Raw genomic sequence first — 17,472 nt, 5'->3', positions numbered from 1 at the left:
ACTCCTAATCCGACGCCAGTGCCGTCACCGGGTCCATCTGGGCGGCCTTGCGTGCCGGCAGGTAACCAAACAGCAAGCCGGTGGAAAACGCGCAGCCAAAGGCCAGCAATACCGGCATCAGGGTGATCTTGACCGGGGTATCGAAGGCGGCAATCAGCCAGGCGGTACCCAGCCCGGCCACCACGCCGATGACACCACCGATGGCGGACACCACCAGTGCTTCGATCAAAAACTGCTGCAGGATGTTGCGCTCGCGCGCGCCAGTAGCCATGCGGATACCGATCTCGCGGGTGCGCTCGGTCACCGACACCAGCATGATGTTCATCACGCCGATACCGCCCACCAGCAGCGAAATGGCGGCAATGGCGCCCAGCAGCAGCGTCATGGTGTTTTGCGTTTCTTCGGTAGTGGCGATGATGGACGCCATATTGCGGATCTGGAAATCCACCTTGCCGTGGCGCTCGGCCAGCAGCTGTTCTACTGCGGCCTGGGTTTCATCGATACGGGCCACATCTTTCACCGCCACGTTCACGTTGCGCAGGCTGCGCGCGCCGGAGATGCGCAGGTTATTGGTGGCGTACGGCACGATGATCACGTCGTCCTGGTCCTGGCCGCTGGGCGAGGCACCCTTGCGGCTCATGATGCCCACTACCTGCAACATCACGTTATTGGCCATGACGAATTCGCCCAGCGGGCTGGGGTTGCCGGGAAACAGGTTCTCGGCAGCGGTTTTGCCCAGCACTGCCACACCAGCGTAGCTTTCGTCGTCGTCTTCGGTAAAAAAGGTACCGCTGGATAGCGCCCAGTTACGCGCCAGCGGGTAGCTGGCCGAGGTGGCAATCAGCGTGGTGCTGACGTCGTTTTCGCCGGCACGCAGCGTCACGCTGTTCTGCTGTTCTGGCACCGCTGCCAATACGTTGTCCACCTGCTTGTTGATGGCGGCCACGTCTTCCAGCACCAGTGTGGACGGGCTGAAGCCGCGCTGGTTGCTGCCGCCGGGGCGCACCAGCAGCAGGTTGCTGCCCATGGCGCTGATATTGTCCACCACGCGCTGCTTGGCACCATCGCCGATGGCCATCATGGCAATGACCGAGCCCACGCCAATGACGATACCCAGCAGCGTGAGCACGGCGCGAAACAGGTTGCCGCGCAGCGAGCGCAGCGCCAGGCGCACGGTTTCCAGCAGGTCGGCCAGCGTGCTGAAGGCGCGGTGTACCAGCGGTGGCTGATAGTTGGCCGCAGGCTTATCCAAGCTGCCGCTGTCGCTGAGGATATGGCCGTCGCGGATTTCGATCACGCGGCTGGCGTGCGCGGCCACTTCTGCCGCGTGGGTAATCAGGATCACGGTATGGCCGCGCTGCGACAGCTCTTTCAGCAGGCGCATCACGTCGGCGCCGCTCTTGCTGTCCAGCGCGCCGGTGGGTTCATCCGCCAGAATGATGCGCCCGCCGTTCATCAGCGCGCGGGCAATGGATACCCGCTGCTGCTGGCCACCAGACAGCTGGCTGGGGCGGTGGTACAAGCGCGCTTCCAGCCCCAGCTCGCGCAGCAGCTGTACGGCGCGCACGCGGCGCTCGGCGTGCGGTACACCGGCGTACATGGCCGGCATTTCCACGTTTTCTACCGCCGTGCCCGCGGCGATCAGGTGGTAGCTCTGGAACACAAAACCGAACTCTTCGCGGCGCAAGCGCGCCAGCTCGTCGCGGCTGAGGCCGCTGACGTCCTGGCCACGAAAGCGGTAGCTGCCGCTACCGGGGCGGTCCAGGCAGCCCAGAATGTTCATCAGCGTGGACTTGCCGGAGCCGGAAGCACCGACAATGGCCAGAAACTCGCCCTCGTGAATCGTCAGGTCTATGTCATGCAGCACGGTGCTTTCCAGCTCGCCCTGGCGGTAAGACTTGGTGACCGCCGACAGCTGGATCAGCGGCACGGCTTGCTGCGGCAGGCTCATCGGCCGGCCCCCATACCTGGCGCGCCCATGCCTGGTGCGCCCATGCCTGGCGGGCCCATATCGGCACTACGGTTAGTGCTCTTGCGCGCGGCTTCCTTGTCTTGTGCCTTCTCGCCCACGATCACGCGCTCGCCCGGCTTGAGGCCACCCAGTACCTGGTAGCTGACACGGTCGGTAATACCCACGGTCACTTTACGTTCCACAATGCTGTTGTCCGGCAATACCACGCGCACCGTGCCTTCGCGCACGCGCTGCTGGCGGCCATTCCCTACCCCGCTCCATACCGGCAACTCGCGCGGCTTGACGCGGGCCGTGGTGGCCACAGGGTTGGCCGCAGCAACGGCTTTGCCGGTGCCGGTTGCGTCGCCACGCTTGGCCGCGGGCTCGGCACCCGCTGCGCGCAGGCCAGCTGGCGGCATGCCGCCTTCGCCCTGCGCCTGGCGCTGTTCGGCACGGCGGGCACGCCACGCTTCGCGCTGTTCCGGCGTCATGCTTTCAAACTGTTTGCGGCGCGCTTCGCGCTCGGCATCGGACAGCGGCGCACCGCCAAAGCCGGCCGGGCGCTCACCCGCAGGCGGCATGCCTGCAGCGGCATGCTCCGGCTTGGCACTGTTGTGACGGCTGGCCGCAACCGGGGCTTTGGTTTCCTGGCCTTGCCGCGCAGCGGTGGCGCGTGGCGGCTGGCCTTTGCCAGCGCTAGCCTCGCCACGCGGTGGTGCGCCAGCCGGGCCGGATGCCTCGCTATCTCCACGGCGGCTACCCGGCGCCATACGCGCCAGCTTTACCGCACCGGCCGGCACCACCAGGGTGTCATGCGCTTCGGCCGCCACAAAGAATACCTGCGCGGTCATCTGCGGCAGCAGGTTGCGCTGCTGGTTTTTTACGTCGAACAGCGCGTTGTACAGCACCACGTTGTTGTTCACCGTAGGGGTAGGCTCTACCTTGCGCAGCTCGCCCTGGTAGCGGCGGTTGCGGCTACCCAGTGTGGTGAAGTAAACCGGCATGCCGGGGCGCAGGCGTGTTACATCGGCTTCGGATACCTGGGTTTGCACCGTCATGGTGGACAGGTCGGCAATGCGCAGCAGCGTGGGCGACGACTGGCTGGCATTGATGGTTTGACCCTGCTTGAGCGAGATGGACACCACCACGCCGTCCATCGGCGCCAGAATCTGCGCGTACTTGAGGCTGGCTTCATCGACGCGCAAAGTGGATTCTGCCTGCTCGATCTGGGCTTTTACCGACGCCAGCTGCGCCTGGGCGCTGCGCACGCTGGCCTGGGCTTGCTGCAGGCTCTCTTCGCTGGTAGCGCTGTCGCGCGCCAGGTTTTGCTGGCGCTGCAGCTGTTGTTCGGCCAGTTTCAGGTCAGACTCGCGCGCTTGCTGCGTGGCTTGCAGGTTTTTCAGGGCGGCGCGGCGGGCATCTACCGTGGCGCTGTACACGGTAGAGTCGATTTCGGCCAACAGGTCGCCCTTTTTCACCACCGAGCCCACCTCGGCATAGATCTTTTCCAGCTGCCCGGACACCTGGGCGCCCACGTCTACGTAGTCGCTGGGCTGCAGGCTGCCGGTGGCGGTAACCAGGTCTTCGATATCACCTTGCTGGACGGTGGCGGTCAGGTAGCGCGCCAAAGCGTCCTCTTGGGCGTGGTAATGCTGCCAGCCATACCAGCCAGCAGCCGCCAGCGCAGCAACAATGCCGCCAGCCAGCGCCATGCGCTTGCCGCTACGGCGACGGGGGGTAGAAGGAGTCGGGTTCATGTGGGCTTAGTGAATAGTCAGTAGGGCAATCAGGGCGGGCAGCAGCAGCCCCAGGCCGAATAGCGGCCAGGTGGACGGGCGGTTGCCGGCGTGTTTTTGCAGGATCAGCAGGCCGGTCACACAAAACACCACGCTGCCGATAGCGATCACATCGATATACCAGCGCCAGGTATCGCCAGTATGTCGACCTTTATGCAGATCGTTGAAATAGGCCAGCCAGCCGCGGTCGGTAACCTCGTGCTCGACCAGCTTGTCGGCCAGGCTGATGCGCAGCCAGGCATCGCCACCGGGGCGCGGCATGGGCAGGTACACCTCGTCGGCCGACCATTCCGGCACGGCGTCGGCCACATTGCATTGGCATTGGCTGGCCAGCCAGGTCTGGATGTCTTGCGGTAGCGTGGGCGGTGGCGCCTCGCTTTCGGCCAGCAGCTGCAGGCGGTCCAGCTGGGCGGCGGGTAGCGGGTATTGCTTGGTAGTAATGGCCGGCTTGGCTTCAATCTGGCTGGCGTGGTTCAGGGTAAAACCGGTAATGCCAAACAGCAGCATGCCCCCCAGGCAGATAGCCGAGCTGATCCAGTGCCATTGCAACAAGGTACGCAGCGCCAGGCCGCCAGCCGGGTTGGCCGCAGGGCGGGCGCGGCGCGAAAAGAGTCGAAAAGCCATGTACGGGTTCGGTTTCTGGTGTCAAAAAAGGAACTGACTGGCTTGCCGCAGGGCGCGGCTGGCTTGTACAGCGAGGGGCGATGTTAGATATAACAGGAATGATTTGCAATAACCGATGGGCGCTTTTTGCGGCCCGCTTCACAATCCTTAATGAAAAGCCGCACCGTGTTTACATACTGGCAAAGTCTGGCCGGCAGCCCGGTCACTAGGCGGGCAAACGCACGGTAGCCTGCAAAGGCAAATGGTCTGACAGCGCAGACCATGGCAGGCCGCGGCACACCGCCGCCTGCTCTACGTCCAGGCCGCGCACGTAGATGCGATCCAGCGCCAGCAGGGGCAAGCGCGCCGGAAAACTGCGGCCATGATGGCCGTGCAGCCTGGCGTGCGCCTCGTACAGGCCAGCTTCCTCGCGCAGGTGATGGTCGGCCTCGCGGCGCCAATCATTGAAGTCGCCGGCCAGGATCAACGGCATGGCCGGCGGGATGTGCCGCGCCAGATAGTCCAGCAAGACACGGTACTGGCGGCGGCGATCGTGCGCCAGCAGGTTGAAGTGGCCACACAGGCACGCCACCGCCGTGGGCCAGCCCTGCGGCTGGAGGATGGTATGCAGCAGGCCGCGCTGCTCCAGCCGGTTCACCGAGAGGTCATGGTTGGCCGCCATCTGCTGCGCAAAGCGCGATAGCACGGCATTACCGTGGTGTCCATGATCGTAGCGCGCATTCATGCCATAGCAGGCGTCATACCCTAGTGCCTGTGCCAGATAGCTGTGCTGCGGCCAACCTTCCTGCCCCACCGCCCGCGCGTCATGCCTGCCTTGCACCTCTTGCAAGAACAGCACGTCCGGCCCCAGCCGTTTCAGCGCAGCCGCCATATCCGGCAGGCGCACCTTCCCGCCCAGTGGTGACATGCCTTTGTGCAGGTTATAGGTAAGAACAGTAAGGGTATGCATATCAGCCCGAAAAACGGCGCCAGCAAGGCGCGGTAATGGCAGTGTAAGCGTGCTGGCGGCTTTTGCCGGGCCACACGCCGCAGGGGTGGCCGGGGCGCCCTAGCCGCCCGCCAGGCGGGGTTGCATGTCCAGATACAGCAGGTAGTACAGCGTGACCACGCCATCGATACCCAACACTTCCTCCTGTGTCATGCCCTGGGCTTGCTCGCGGCTTACCCGCTCGCACCAGCCGGGCGACAGCAGCCAGCCTCGCGCCTGGGCCAGCTGGCTGGCCGGGCGCTGCTGTGCGGCCAACTCTTGCTGCAGCAGGTAGCCGGACAGCAGGCAGAACTGACGCTCGGATGGTAGCGCTTCCAGCTGCGCGCGCGTCATACCGGCAAAAGCCGCTACACGCGGCACCATCTGTTTGTGCTGCAGGGCTTGCTGCAGGCGCTTTTGCTGCTGCGGGGAAAAGTCCGGGGCAGACAGAAAATCGATCAAGGCATCGGATGGCTCGGCCGCAGCGGCAGAGGCCTGCGGTGCAGGCTGAGCGAAGGCGCATGGGCCAACCGCGAACAAGGCACACAATGCGACGGCCAGAAAAGGTTTATGCATGAAATAGCCCGATATGGGGTAAAGGCTAGCAGGATGCAGCCATGGCAAAGGGCTGAAATGATAAGACAAAACCACCCGGCCAGCATGCCGACATCCGCATCCACCTGCAGCCGCCCACGGCCAGCACTGCTATGATGGCGGCCATGTGTGTGAACTACCTCCCCGCCCACCGCCGTCAGCTGGCCGAGCATTTTGGTGTCAACCCGCCAGCAGAACACTGGCCGGACGAATGCTGGCAAGACTACGCGGCGCCTATCATTACCCCCGCCGCAGACGGCTCGCTGCAGGCACTGGCGGCCAACTATGGCTTTGTGCCACGGCGCCACCTGCCCGGCGGCCTGCGCCTGACGACGATGAATGCTCGCGCCGAAACGCTGGGCCGGCTCGCCACCTACCGCGATGCCTGGCATGGCGGCCAGCGCTGCCTGGTGCCAATGCTGGCTTTTTTCGAACCCTGCTATGAAAGCGGCCGTGCGGTACGGCACCGCATCGGCCTGACGAGCGGCAGCCCGTTTGCCGCAGCCGGCATCTGGCGCAGCTGGGCCGAGCCCGATGGCAGCATCAGCCATGCTTTTAGCCAGATCACCATTAACGCCGACGCGCACCCCCTGCTGCAGCGCATGCACCGCCCCGGCGAAGAAAAACGCAGCCTGGCGATCGTGCCGCCGGCGCACTACCAGCAGTGGCTGCACGCTGGCACTGCCGCACAGGCGCACAGCCTGCTACAGCCCTACCCGGCGAGCTTGCTGCAGCATGAGGCAGCACCGACTGGCCCGGTGACCATGGCGCTGTTCTAGCGCCGGCTAACGCTATTTTTAATACAGCAAGAAAGCATGTTAACCGGCCCTGCCCCCCGCGCTACTAGGCTGTGGGCTGAGTAGCCAGCCAGGCCTTCAGCACCGCCAGGTTCTGAACAAAGCCGGGCCACTCGGTCTGGATGGTGGGGAGGTCGGCCGCTTTGCCAGCTTTTTCCAGCAGCTCGGCCGCGTCACCCAGCATCATGGCGCCTACCATGCGGCTGGCCCCTTTGATACGGTGGGCGCTCCACGCCACACGCTCGGCGTTGTCTTCGGCCACCGCGGCTTGCAGCACCGCGACGTCTTCGTCATTGGCCAGCAGGAATTCATCCAGAATGGCCCGCTCCATCATCCAGTCGCCGCTGCTGTACACCTCCAGCACGCTGCGGTCTATCGGCATGGCCATGGCAAAACTTACCGTATCGGCAGCGTCGTTGTCTGCCTGCGGCAGCTTGCGCTGCTCGCTTTCCTTGATGGCTTCATCGTTGGCCTGGGTGATCCATTTTTCCAGCATGGCCTTAAGCGTACCCAGGCTCAGCGGCTTGGTCATGAAATCGTCCATGCCCGCGGCACTGGTTTTTTCCAGCTCTTCATGCGAGGCATTTGCCGTGCAGGCAATGATGGGAATATGGCGCGAATCGAACACGATGCCTTCGTAGTAGCGTATGGTGCGCGCCAGCTCGTAGCCGTCCATTTCCGGCATGTGGCAGTCGGTCAGAATCAGCGAGTATTCGCCTTTCTGCCATTTGTTCACTGCTTCGACACCGTTCTCAGCGGCGTCTACCGGGTAGCCCAGCAGCTCGAACTGTTTCAGCGTGAGCTTGCGGTTGGTGGGGTTGTCTTCCACAAACAGCACCGGTAGCAGGTTGGCCGCTACCTCCGCTTTGCTTTCCAGCACGTCTTCGGCCGTAATTTCTACTGGTGCCGTACGAATATCGGCCAGGTCGCCCAGCGGCAGGGTAATGTCCAGCGACGCCGTGGTGCCCACGCCTTCCTGACTGTCCATGGCCACCTCGCCCCCCATCAGCATGGCCAGGCGGCGGCAGATGGTCAGCCCCAGCCCGGTACCACCAAAGCGGCGTGCGGTAGAGCTTTCGGCCTGGGTGAAGGGCTCGAACAGCCGGCTCAGGTTCTCGCGCGAGATACCAATACCGGTATCCTGCACCTCGAAACGCAGCCTCTGCTCGCCCGGATAGGTTTCCAGGCTACGCACCCGCAGGGTAACCACACCTTCTGCGGTAAATTTCAACGCATTACTGCAGAAATTCTGCAGGATCTGGCGCAGCCGTAATGGGTCTACCAGCACTGCCGGGGCCAGCTGCGGGTCCACTTCCAGGTGGAACTGCAGATTTTTGCGCGTGGCCATTTCTTCATACAGCTGGTGCACCTTGTGCATGATGTCGGCAATGGACGCGGTTTCCGGCGTGATGTCCAGCTTGCCGGCTTCGATCTTGGAAAAGTCCAGGATATCGTCGATCAGGCGCAGCAGGGTGCGGGCCGATTCCTGGATGGTTTCTACCGATTCGCGCTGCTCGGCTTCCAGGCGGGTCAGTGCCAGCAGCTCCAGCATGCCCAGCACACCGTTCATGGGGGTACGGATTTCATGGCTCATGGCCGCCAGGAAGCCGCTCTTGGCGCGGTTGGCTTGCTCGGCCAGGTCGCGCGCCAGCAGCAGGTCGCCCTCTTGCATTTTCAGGCTGGTAATGTCGGCATGGATGCACACCGAGCCACCGCCCGGCGTGGCGTGGTCGCTGACCTGGAACCAGCGCTCGCCCACTTGCAGCTGGAACGAGGCACTACCACTGGCATGACGGCGCAGGCGCTCGGCTACCCAGCTGGCGTTATCCATGCCGACTTCGGGGTGCTCGCCCTCTTCCAGCGCGGCTTTCACGATGGATTCAAACGTGCGCCCGCGCAGCTGTTCGGGGGTAAAGCCCACGCCCACCAGCTCGGCAAAGCGGCGGTTACATAGAACCAGCTTGTCGTGCACGTCAAAAAAGGCAAAGGCTTCTTCCAGCGTTTCGATGGCCGCTACCAGCTGGCTGCGGGCTTCGGCAGCTTCATCGCGCGCATGCAGCAGGCCTTCTTCGGCTGCACGGCGGTCGGATACGTCCATACAGGCCAGAATCATGTCGTGCTCGGCCATACCGGGGAACAGCAGCTGGCCGGTAAACATCACCCATACCGGTTGCCCCCCTACCCGCACGCATTCTATTTCGGTACTGAGCTGGCGATCGTGCTGGCGGGCCTGTTCCAGCTGGGTAAACAGGGCATGCCATTCCTGCTCGGTAGCCAGCACTTCTTGCAGGCTCAAGCCCTGCAGACCGTCCTGCCCGGCGCCAAACAGGGTTTCGGCGGTACGGTTGGCGCGCACAATGGCGTAGTCGCGGTTCAGGCGCAGCAGGCCCACGGGCGAGGCGCTGTAGATGGCCTCTTCTTGCTGCAGTACTTCGCGCAGGTGGCGTTCGGAGTTACGCCGGCGGTCTTCTTCGGCGTAAAAGCTGACGATGCTGCCGCAGGTGCCCAGCATGGGCTGCAGCGCCTGGTATTGCTCTTCGCTGAGGTGGCAGTCTTGCAGGCCGGCCACCATCACCGTGCGGGCGTCTACCTCCACTGGCAAATACACCCAGTCTTCCTCGCGCACGATGCGCTGCTGCGCCCCCAGCTGCAGCGCCTGCACGTGCGGCTTGCGGCGGAAATCGTCTACCCAGTCTGGCGGGTTGGCCACACCGATGCTGGCCTGTACATGAAACGACGAATTTTTATCGCGACCGGTTTCCAGCGCCAGAATCAGGCCGGCGTCCAGGCCGAAGTAGTCCAGCAGAATGCGCAATATTTCATGGTAAACGGCATGGCGCGGGCTTCGGGCAAACAGCAGACCCTCTACACGGTGAATGCCGGACAACAGCTGCAGGCTCTTGGCCAGCGATTTTTCCGCTACACGCCGCTCTTGCTCGTTACGCACAATCAGCAGGTAATGGTCGCGCCCGCGCGCTTTTTCGTTCAGCGCACTGATGGACACGCCAGCATAGAAGATACTGCCATCGGCGTGCATGCCGCGCCCGGGTAGCGACTGGTCCAGGCCATCGCTGTTTTCCATCCAGTCGCTGTCTTGCGAATCGATGATCAGCAGCTCGCCAATCGGCACATTGTTCAGGTGTTCCTTGCTGCGGCCAAACATGCGCTCGGCGCCCTGATTGGCCACCACCACCTTGCGCTCATCGTCTACGGTGAGAATGGCATCGGCAGCGGCGTCCAGCAGATGCTGCAGCCTGTGCAGCGGATACAGGATGTGCGTGCGCAAGCGGCGCAGCAGGTAGATGTACAGACACATCACCAGCAGGGTAAACAGGATATTCAGCGCCAGGCCGGTAATGTATTCGTCCAGATAGCTATTGACGCTGTCACGCGTGTGCCGCGTCAGCGCCAGGAAAAAATCGTCCAGCTGCTGGCTCAGCACCGTCCACGCCTGGTCATAGCTGCCTTTGCCAGACAGCGGCTGATCCCGCCCGTCCAGCAGTTGCAGCTGCTGGTCGGTTTGCCGGTTCAGGGTCAGGATGGCGCTATTGAGCTGACGCAGGCGGTCTTGCAGCTCTGGCTGCTCCAGAAAGCGGATGCTGTCGCGCAGGCGGTCTACGATCAGCAGGGCGCGCTCGCGGTTGCGGGTGAGCTGGTACTCATCGGAGGAGTTCAATTTGCGCTTGAACTCGGCACGCAGCTTCAGCGCGTGGGCTTCGTCGTTCAGCACCTGGCTCAGGCTCCAGATGTCGAACTTCACCTCGGCCATGCGGTTCAGTTTGGGGTCGGCCTCGTCGCCCAGGTCATAAGTGTCCTGGCGCAGGGCTTTGTCTATGGAGCCAAACACCGACGCCATGGAAAGCCGCCAGCCAAAGCTGGCGTTTTCTTCTATCTGGTAGGGCTGGCGCTGCAGGATTTTGTCGAGATCCACACGGCGACTACGCAGGTGCTGATGCTTGGCCACGATTTCGGCATGCAGGTCTGCGTTGTGCTTATCCTGCCGTGGCATCGCCAGCGCCAGTACCAAGGCCTGATCCGCTTGCGCGCGTAGCGGCGGCAAGGCTGCCAGGCTGGCGGGGCTTGGCGGGTTGGCCGCTGATAGCAGTGCCAGGGTGTGGTCGTTTTCCCGGCTAAAGGCCTGTGCGGCCAGAAACAGCTGCTGGCTAGCCTGGTTCAGCGCTTCGTGCTCGATGGCACGCTTGTAACCCTGATAGCCCGAGTGAATCAGCAGCGCCGAAGCCACCAGCTGGATGGCGCCCAGCAACAGCACGATAAACAAGGCCGCGCGGCCAATGTCGGAGGTTTGCCCGGCAGTACGCGATGTTTTTTTCATACAACCTCCGCCTGCGGTATCGGGCTCAGGCCTCGACGGGCGCGTCCTTGCGCAACACCACTTTCTGTACGCCGAAGCGGTCCGGATAGTTCAGCAACACGCGCAGCTGGGTGATGGTGAGCTCGCTGCCGCGCTGCAGCAGCAGCTGGCCGGTCTTGTTATACAGGTCTTCCCCCAGTATGCGACCGGCTTGCACGTCCCGGAGCGCGACGGTTTCTACCGGCTGGCCATCTTCGTCCACCTTGCGTGCCGCGGCCTGCAATTGCTCGCCAAACACAAACTTGTCGTGGGCCGAGCCGGTGGGAATGGCGTAGTAGGCAAACGGGTCCGGCTCCGGGCGGGCGCGCTGCATGGCTGCGCTGATGTTTTTTTCCAGCTCGGCAGGCTTGGGGGGCTTGATGACGAAACCGTCGGCGTGCAGCTGGGCAGCCAGTACGATATTGTGTTTTTCGGCGTGGCCGGACAGAAACACGAAAGGCATGTTGGGCGGGTTCATGGTGCGGCCACAGCGGATTTCCTTGAGCAAATCCATGCCATTCATCGGCTCCATTTGCAGGTCGCACAGCACGATGTCTACCGGCTTGCCGTCCAGCGCGCGCTTGGCCGTGGCGCCGTCTACCGCCTGGTAAATATTGTCCGGGCTCACACCCATGGCTTTCAGCGACTGGGTTAGCAGCGAGCGCACCAGCATCTGGTCATCGACCACCAGTATTTTCAGCTTGGGAAAGTCAATAGTCATAGTGCCTCCTTGCTTTTATCCCACCGACACTTCACATGATGGTATCTGCTACAAAATGGCGCAAGGATACATAAGGGAAATATGTAGATTAGGGCAAAAAACGCTGGGCTAACGCGCGGATGGCCGCAGCATTGGATGGGGAAAACACCTGCTCGGCCGCCTGCTGCCACGGTAGCCATTGCCAGGCCAGGTGCTCGCCCGGGGCCAGGGTTGGCCGCAGGGTGTCAGGTAGCTGCAGGCTGAATACGTGCTCGGTATTGTGCGTGACGCCCTCGGCGTAGCGGTGGCGCCAGTGCGGGTAGATTTCGTAGACATTCTGCTGCTGCCAGTCGTGCCACTGGCCTGCCTCTGCGGCAAAGCCGGTTTCTTCGGCCACTTCGCGGCGGGCGGTGCTGGCGATGGCTTCATCACCTTCGCGGCTACCGGTCACCGACTGCCAGTAGCCCGGCTTGTCGGCACGCTCGATCAACAGCACTTGCAGGTCGGCGGTATGGATCACCACCAGCACGGACACGGGTTGCTTCATGGTTTTCATGCTTTGTTGCCAGCCTCGTCCAGTACGGTAATGAGCCCGGCCAGCTCTACCGCCGATTTCACCCCCATTTTGTCGAATACGCGGGCGCGGTGTACTTCTACTGTTTTCATGCTGATGCTGAGCACTTCGGCGATCTGCTTGTTCAGCAAACCGGTCAGGATGTGCTGCATGACCTCGCGCTCGCGCTCGGTAAGCGTGGCCAGCGCCTCCGCCACCCGTACGCGGCGCTGGTAACGCTCGCGTTCTTGCACGTCACGGGCCAGGCATTCGTCTACCAGGGCCAGCAGGCGGGCATCGTCGAATGGCTTTTCCAGAAAGTCTGCCACGCCCAGTTTGAACGCCGCCACGGCGTGTGGCACGTCTCCGTGCGCGGTCAGCATGATGACCGGCGGGCAATAGGGCCATTGCGCCATTTTTTCCAGCAGCATGATGCCGCTGATGCCGGACATGCGCAGGTCGACAATCAGGCAGTTGAAGTTGGCCGCCTCCGCGCCTAGCGCCAGAAAGCCCTCACCGCTGTCGAAGCCGCTTACCGCCAGGCCAGGTGTTTCCAGCAGCCATAAGAGCGACTGCCTTACCGCCAGATCGTCGTCGATGACGGCCAGGGTCTGTTTGTTCATTGCCCCTCCTTACGCTTCGCCGTTGCCGTGGTTCAGCACGTGTACTTCGCGCTGCGGGTACGGGATCTGGATGTCATGCTGGCTAAACAGCTGCCAGATACGCAGATTGATATCCGAACGCAGCGACAACATGCCGTTTTCCGGGTCGCTGACCCACAGCCCTACTTCCAGGTTAATGCCCGAGTCGGCAAAGGCCACCACAAAGGCCGAGGGTGCCGGGTCGGTTTTCACCCGCGGGTGGGTGGCGGCCTGGCACAGCAGCGCTAGCGCCTGGTGCAGGTCGGTACCATAAGCTACCTGGATGGGCAGGCTGATCCACAGGGATTTATCGGTATACGACTGGTTGATCACCGTATTGGCAATCAGCGTGTCGTTTGGTACCAGCGCCTCGGAACCGTCGGCGCTTTTGAGCACGACAAAACGGCTGGTGATCTTGCTGACATAGCCTACGCGGTTGTCCACCATCAGGCGGTCGCCAATACGGATGGAGCGATCCAGCAGGATGATGAAGCCGGACACGTAGTTACTGGCGATTTTCTGCAGGCCGAAACCCAGACCCACACCCAGCGCGCCGCCAAATACCGACAGCACAGTCAGGTCTATACCCACGATGGGCAGCGCCACCAGCACACCGGTGACCATCAGCAGGGTACGCGCCAGTTTGGTAAAGACAATGCGCAGGCTCAGGTCGACATCGGACAGCTTCATCACGCGGTTTTCGATGAGCTTGCTGACCCAAAGCGCGCCCACCATGATCACCGACACCCACACCAGGGCCGACAGGATCATCAGCAGGTCGATCTGGTTCTTGCCAACGCGGAAGCTGATCGACTCCAGCCAGTCCAGCACCACGGTGTCCACGCCCACGGCCCAGCTGGCAAAACCTGTCCACAGCAGCATGGCCAGGAAGTGTTCGGTGCTGCGCTCCAGCTTGCCATCCGGCAGCGCATGGCGCACCACGGCGGTCATCACGCGGATGATGGACATCCAGAACAGCAGCGTGGCCGATACCACCAGCAGCTCGGAACGTACCCCCACCGCCAGCTGCCACAATACGGCGGCTACCTGTGTCCACAGCTGGGCCGATAGCGGCAGCACCAGGCGGTACAGCAGGTATTTGCCAAAGCCCCAGTCTGCCGGGTTGGCCGCAAAATAGCGGGCGTGGATACGGCGTGACAGCCAGAAAGCCAGCCCTACCCCCACGGCGGCGACCAATAGCTCCATCCAGCCGGTGGGGCCTTGAATGGCGGCAAGCAGTCGGTCGAATGTGAGGGTAGAGTCGTGTGCCAGCATGGCAGGTCCTTATCTTGATAAAACGTTAATCAGGGCTGCTGCAGCAAGGGCTGCAGGCCGTCCGGGCCCAGCGTCAGCATGCGGTCGGCGCGCGCCGCCAGTTCGCGGTCGTGCGTGACCATCACCATACTGGTACCCAGCTCGCTGTTAAGCTGACGCAGCAGCTCGAATACCGCGGCGGCATTGCCACGGTCCAGGTTGCCGGTGGGCTCGTCGGCCAGCAGGCAGTCCGGGCGCGTCACCAGTGCACGGGCAATGGCCACGCGCTGGCGCTCGCCACCCGACAGCTCGCCCGGCTTGTGCTCGGCGCGTGCGGCCAACCCTACCTGCGCCAACAGCGCCCGCGCCTGCTCGGCGGCCTGGGCACGTGGCTGGCGTGCAATCAACAGGGGCATCATCACGTTTTCCAGTGCGCTAAATTCGGGCAACAGGTGGTGAAACTGGTAAACAAAGCCCAGATGGCGGTTACGAAAGCGCCCCAGCGCGGCGTCGTCCATGCCGGCCAGTGGCTGGCCCAGCACGGTGACATTGCCGGCCGACGGGGCATCCAGCCCGCCCAGCAGGTGCAGCAGTGTGCTTTTGCCCGAACCGGACGCACCGACAATAGCCACAAACTCGCCGCGCGCTACCGAGAGATCAACACCGCTCAGCACCTCTACCGCCAGCTTGCCGTCACTGTAGCGTTTGGCCAGGCCCTGGCAGCTCAGGATATTACTCATAACGCAGTGCCTCCGCCGGGCGCACGCGGGCAGCGCGCCAGCTTGGGTAAAGGGTTGCCAGCAGCGCCAGCGCCAGCGAGATCAGGCCAATGGTGGACACATCGCCCAGCTGGATGTCGGTAGGCAGGTAGTCGATCATGTACACATCGCTGGACAGCAGCTTGGCGCCCACCATGTGCTCTACCGTAGACAGTACCGCGCCCAGGTTATGCGCCAGCAGCAAGCCGCCCGCCACACCCGCCAGCGTGCCCAGCACACCGGCAACCGAGCCCTGGATGATGAATATCTTCATGATGCTGGCCGGGCTGGCACCCAGCGTGCGCAGGATGGCGATATCGGCCTGCTTGTCGGTCACCACCATCACCAGCGTGGACACCAGGTTAAACGCGGCCACCGCCACGATCAGCGTCAGGATGATGAACATCATGCGTTTTTCGATCTGTACCGCACGAAAGTAGTTGGCGTTCATATCGGTCCAGTCGGTGGCCACCTGATTGGCCGCCAGCTGCGGCTGCAGGGCGGCTTTGACTTGCGGCGCCAGCATGGCATCGTCCAGCTTCAGGCGGATGCCGGACACGTCCTGCCCCAGGCGGAACAACACCTGCGCGTCGCGCAGCGAGATCATGGCCAACGACGAGTCGTACTCGAACATGCCGGCCTTGAACACGCCGGCCACGGTGAATTGCTTCAGGCGCGGCATCATGCCGGCCGGTGTCACATTGCCCTGCGGGGTAATCAGCGTGACCTTGTCGCCTACCTCTACCCCCAGCTGGCGCGCCAACTCCACACCCAGCACGATGCGGAAGCTGCCGGCTTCCAGATCGGCCAGCTTGCCGCGCAGCATCTCTTTGCCCAGGCTGACCACGGTTTGCTCGGCTGCCGGGTCTACCCCGCGCACCAGCGCGCCGCGCACATTGCCACGGCTGGACAGCAAGCCCTGCGCATTGACATACGGTGCGGCGGCCACCACGTGGGGCTGCTGCCGCAGCTGTGCCTGCAGCGGCTGCCAGCCCGCGATCTGGCCGTCGTAGCTACCGATTTCCAGGTGCGACACCACCGACAGCATGCGGCCTCGGATTTCCTGCTGAAAGCCGTTCATCACCGACAACACCACAATCAGCGCGGCCACGCCCAAGGCAATGCCCAGCACCGACATCAGCGAAATGAAGGAGATAAAACCGTTGCGCCGGCGGGCGCGCAGATAACGCAGGCCGATGAAGACCTCGTAAGGGAAAGACATGGGCGGGCTCAGGCTCGGTAAGGGTTGTCCAGCTGCTGCATCATGGCCACCAGAAAAGCACGCACCTGATGCTCGTCACAGCCCATCAGGATGGCATCTTCAAACGCATCCTGGGCCATCTGGGCCAGCTCTTCCATATTTTCGGTCATGACCTTTACCTTCTCGGTGCAGGACACCACGCTACCATCGGGGGCATGCCAGATTGGCAGGTCCGGTTTCATTGTTCGGCCTTTCTTGTCGCTTGCGGTCAGGGCTGTCTGCGCCCTGCAATGGGCGAGGCCCTGCGGAAGCGGGGCCTCGGTTACACATGGTGTTATGCCGTGTTACGGCGGGCGGCTAGTCTTTTTTCTTTTTCACCGGCGCCTTTTTCTTGGCTTTGTCAGACGACTTGCTGCTTTTCTTGCTGGCAGCATCGCCTTTGCCGGTTTTCTTTTTGTTACGAGCACTACTGCCCTGCTCGGCTTTCTTGCCTTTTTTGCCCTTCGCTACCGGCTGCTCGTCGCGCGCGTTCCTTTTCTTTTTGCCTTTCACGCTACGCTGTTCGGTCTCGGCAGCCTCTACCTTGCGGTAGCTGCGCTTGCTGCTGGCCGCCGCGGTGCTGGCCGGTTTTTCCACCTCGGCCGCCGCCACCGGCATGCCGGCACGCGCCACGCGGCGTGCACCGTTATAGCGGGTTGCCCAGTAGCTCTGGGTCATATTGACCACTTCGATGCTCTTGCCAGTACGTGGCGAATGAATGAATTTGTTATTGCCCAGATACAGGCCTACGTGCGAGTAACGAAAGCCGCGGGTATTGAAAAAGACCAGATCACCTGCCTTGAGTTCATCGCGCTCTATCTCGCGGCCAACCTGGGCCATGCTGGCCGAGGTACGCGGCAGGTTGACGCGCAGGGACTTTTTGAACACGTACTGGATAAAGCCGGAGCAATCCAGGCCACTTTCCGGGTTGCTGCCACCAAAACGATACGCCACACCAATCAGGCTCATGGCCTGCAAAAGCAGGTCGCCAGCGGCCTCTTCGCCGGGCGAGGCAAAGCGGGCTATCGGGTCGGCCTCGCCGTCCGGCATGGTTTCCGGCGCGGCATGGGCCACCACCATGAAACCGGCCAGAAACAGGGCCAGAATGGATTGATAAAATTTCATAGGTTCAAGACGATCGCCGCCCAAGCCGTACCCACGGGGAGGCTGGCAGCGCTTCTGTTAGCTGGTTTTGAACAAAATAGTGCTGAAAGATACCATCGTTCACCCCTGTCACCAAGCGGCA

Annotated in this window: 15 protein-coding genes; 1 reads left to right on the top strand and 14 read right to left on the bottom strand. The window is 62.7% G+C overall.

Annotated elements, in window-relative coordinates:
* Positions 1 to 4: 4 nt before the first annotated feature.
* The 5 genes from ACZ9XP_RS04015 to ACZ9XP_RS03995 form a co-directional block, all read right to left on the bottom strand.
* Complete coding sequence (locus ACZ9XP_RS04015) at positions 5 to 1,951, bottom strand: MacB family efflux pump subunit (protein WP_465188035.1); 1,947 nt, start codon at positions 1,949 to 1,951, stop codon at positions 5 to 7.
* Positions 1,948 to 3,708 (bottom strand): efflux RND transporter periplasmic adaptor subunit, encoded by a 1,761-nt coding sequence (locus ACZ9XP_RS04010; RefSeq protein ID WP_465188034.1) that lies wholly within the window; start codon positions 3,706 to 3,708, stop codon positions 1,948 to 1,950. Before ACZ9XP_RS04010 ends, ACZ9XP_RS04015 begins: the two co-directional genes overlap by 4 nt.
* 6 nt (positions 3,709 to 3,714) lie before the next feature.
* Positions 3,715 to 4,371 (bottom strand): PepSY-associated TM helix domain-containing protein, encoded by a 657-nt coding sequence (locus tag ACZ9XP_RS04005; protein WP_465188033.1) that lies wholly within the window; start codon positions 4,369 to 4,371, stop codon positions 3,715 to 3,717.
* Positions 4,372 to 4,576: 205 nt separating this feature from the next.
* Positions 4,577 to 5,320, bottom strand: a complete 744-nt coding sequence (locus ACZ9XP_RS04000; RefSeq protein WP_465188032.1) for an endonuclease/exonuclease/phosphatase family protein — start codon at positions 5,318 to 5,320, stop codon at positions 4,577 to 4,579.
* Between the two features lie 99 nt (positions 5,321 to 5,419).
* Positions 5,420 to 5,914, bottom strand: coding sequence for a hypothetical protein (locus tag ACZ9XP_RS03995; RefSeq protein ID WP_465188031.1), 495 nt, complete (start codon positions 5,912 to 5,914; stop codon positions 5,420 to 5,422).
* Positions 5,915 to 6,057: 143 nt separating this feature from the next.
* Between ACZ9XP_RS03995 and ACZ9XP_RS03990 the strand changes: the two genes are divergently transcribed.
* Positions 6,058 to 6,711, top strand: a complete 654-nt coding sequence (locus ACZ9XP_RS03990; protein WP_465188030.1) for an SOS response-associated peptidase — start codon at positions 6,058 to 6,060, stop codon at positions 6,709 to 6,711.
* A 64-nt stretch (positions 6,712 to 6,775) separates the two neighbouring features.
* On the opposite strand, the gene ACZ9XP_RS03985 is transcribed toward ACZ9XP_RS03990, so the two are convergent.
* From ACZ9XP_RS03985 to ACZ9XP_RS03945, 9 genes are all read right to left on the bottom strand, one after another.
* A complete protein-coding gene (locus ACZ9XP_RS03985; protein ID WP_465188029.1) occupies positions 6,776 to 11,062 on the bottom strand; it encodes an ATP-binding protein in 4,287 nt (1,428 codons plus the stop codon).
* Positions 11,063 to 11,087: 25 nt separating this feature from the next.
* Complete coding sequence (locus ACZ9XP_RS03980) at positions 11,088 to 11,801, bottom strand: response regulator (RefSeq protein ID WP_465188028.1); 714 nt, start codon at positions 11,799 to 11,801, stop codon at positions 11,088 to 11,090.
* Between the two features lie 88 nt (positions 11,802 to 11,889).
* Positions 11,890 to 12,336 (bottom strand): dihydroneopterin triphosphate diphosphatase, encoded by a 447-nt coding sequence (gene nudB / locus ACZ9XP_RS03975; RefSeq protein WP_147684720.1) that lies wholly within the window; start codon positions 12,334 to 12,336, stop codon positions 11,890 to 11,892.
* Complete coding sequence (locus ACZ9XP_RS03970; protein WP_465188027.1) at positions 12,333 to 12,956, bottom strand: response regulator transcription factor; 624 nt, start codon at positions 12,954 to 12,956, stop codon at positions 12,333 to 12,335. The genes nudB and ACZ9XP_RS03970 overlap by 4 nt, the downstream gene beginning before the upstream one ends.
* 9 nt (positions 12,957 to 12,965) lie before the next feature.
* Complete coding sequence (locus ACZ9XP_RS03965) at positions 12,966 to 14,249, bottom strand: mechanosensitive ion channel family protein (RefSeq protein ID WP_465188025.1); 1,284 nt, start codon at positions 14,247 to 14,249, stop codon at positions 12,966 to 12,968.
* A 29-nt stretch (positions 14,250 to 14,278) separates the two neighbouring features.
* The gene (gene lolD, locus ACZ9XP_RS03960; RefSeq protein WP_147684713.1) at positions 14,279 to 14,968 is read right to left on the bottom strand and encodes a lipoprotein-releasing ABC transporter ATP-binding protein LolD; all 690 of its coding nucleotides are present in this window, start codon (positions 14,966 to 14,968) and stop codon (positions 14,279 to 14,281) included.
* Complete coding sequence (locus ACZ9XP_RS03955) at positions 14,961 to 16,208, bottom strand: lipoprotein-releasing ABC transporter permease subunit (RefSeq protein WP_147684711.1); 1,248 nt, start codon at positions 16,206 to 16,208, stop codon at positions 14,961 to 14,963. Before ACZ9XP_RS03955 ends, lolD begins: the two co-directional genes overlap by 8 nt.
* Positions 16,209 to 16,216: 8 nt before the next feature.
* Positions 16,217 to 16,429 (bottom strand): hypothetical protein, encoded by a 213-nt coding sequence (locus ACZ9XP_RS03950; RefSeq protein WP_147684708.1) that lies wholly within the window; start codon positions 16,427 to 16,429, stop codon positions 16,217 to 16,219.
* Positions 16,430 to 16,544: 115 nt separating this feature from the next.
* Positions 16,545 to 17,351 (bottom strand): C40 family peptidase, encoded by an 807-nt coding sequence (locus ACZ9XP_RS03945; RefSeq protein WP_147684706.1) that lies wholly within the window; start codon positions 17,349 to 17,351, stop codon positions 16,545 to 16,547.
* Positions 17,352 to 17,472: the final 121 nt, after the last annotated feature.

It is taken from the genome of Vogesella perlucida (genome assembly GCF_979366545.1).
Note: the sequence above shows the minus strand (reverse complement) of the source record. Positions and strands in the feature narration are given on the sequence as shown.

Coding starts and splice junctions, on each gene's coding strand:
- ACZ9XP_RS04015 (WP_465188035.1), bottom strand. CDS start 1,951: ATGAGCCTGCCGCAGCAAGCCGTGCCGCTGATCCAGCTGTCGGCGGTC.
- ACZ9XP_RS04010 (WP_465188034.1), bottom strand. CDS start 3,708: ATGAACCCGACTCCTTCTACCCCCCGTCGCCGTAGCGGCAAGCGCATG.
- ACZ9XP_RS04005 (WP_465188033.1), bottom strand. CDS start 4,371: ATGGCTTTTCGACTCTTTTCGCGCCGCGCCCGCCCTGCGGCCAACCCG.
- ACZ9XP_RS04000 (WP_465188032.1), bottom strand. CDS start 5,320: ATGCATACCCTTACTGTTCTTACCTATAACCTGCACAAAGGCATGTCA.
- ACZ9XP_RS03995 (WP_465188031.1), bottom strand. CDS start 5,914: ATGCATAAACCTTTTCTGGCCGTCGCATTGTGTGCCTTGTTCGCGGTT.
- ACZ9XP_RS03990 (WP_465188030.1), top strand. CDS start 6,058: ATGTGTGTGAACTACCTCCCCGCCCACCGCCGTCAGCTGGCCGAGCAT.
- ACZ9XP_RS03985 (WP_465188029.1), bottom strand. CDS start 11,062: ATGAAAAAAACATCGCGTACTGCCGGGCAAACCTCCGACATTGGCCGC.
- ACZ9XP_RS03980 (WP_465188028.1), bottom strand. CDS start 11,801: ATGACTATTGACTTTCCCAAGCTGAAAATACTGGTGGTCGATGACCAG.
- nudB (WP_147684720.1), bottom strand. CDS start 12,336: ATGAAAACCATGAAGCAACCCGTGTCCGTGCTGGTGGTGATCCATACC.
- ACZ9XP_RS03970 (WP_465188027.1), bottom strand. CDS start 12,956: ATGAACAAACAGACCCTGGCCGTCATCGACGACGATCTGGCGGTAAGG.
- ACZ9XP_RS03965 (WP_465188025.1), bottom strand. CDS start 14,249: ATGCTGGCACACGACTCTACCCTCACATTCGACCGACTGCTTGCCGCC.
- lolD (WP_147684713.1), bottom strand. CDS start 14,968: ATGAGTAATATCCTGAGCTGCCAGGGCCTGGCCAAACGCTACAGTGAC.
- ACZ9XP_RS03955 (WP_147684711.1), bottom strand. CDS start 16,208: ATGTCTTTCCCTTACGAGGTCTTCATCGGCCTGCGTTATCTGCGCGCC.
- ACZ9XP_RS03950 (WP_147684708.1), bottom strand. CDS start 16,429: ATGAAACCGGACCTGCCAATCTGGCATGCCCCCGATGGTAGCGTGGTG.
- ACZ9XP_RS03945 (WP_147684706.1), bottom strand. CDS start 17,351: ATGAAATTTTATCAATCCATTCTGGCCCTGTTTCTGGCCGGTTTCATG.